Source organism: Geobacillus sp. WSUCF1 (genome assembly GCF_000422025.1).
In the GTDB taxonomy this organism is placed as follows: Bacteria; Bacillota; Bacilli; order Bacillales; family Anoxybacillaceae; genus Geobacillus; species Geobacillus zalihae.
The window spans coordinates 1-252 of sequence record NZ_ATCO01000269.1 but is presented as its reverse complement, the minus strand read 5'-3'; the positions used below and the strand labels follow the sequence as shown (position 1 = coordinate 252).

At 56.7% G+C, this 252-nt stretch carries 1 pseudogene; it reads left to right on the top strand.

Annotation, left to right across the window (positions count from 1 at the left end):
- Positions 1 to 252: pseudogene (locus tag I656_RS0117145) on the top strand (transposase); the annotation flags it as partial.

Below are 252 nucleotides of genomic sequence, written 5' to 3'. Positions count from 1 at the left end.
CCGTCGCGGGCGCTACCAACAAGTTCGCGAGAACTTGCATATCAAAGAAATCATCGTGGGCGACGGAGAAGCGCGTCAGCGCTATGTTCTCGTGTACAATCCCAGCGAAGCCGAACGCCAACGCAAGGAACGGGAAACGCTGCTCGAATCGCTGAAAGAGGAGTTGGAGGGGCTTCGCCAACTCCCCAATGAAGCTCATCATAAGGCCACCTGCCGGCTGCGTTCCCATCCGTCCTACGGAAAATACTTGCG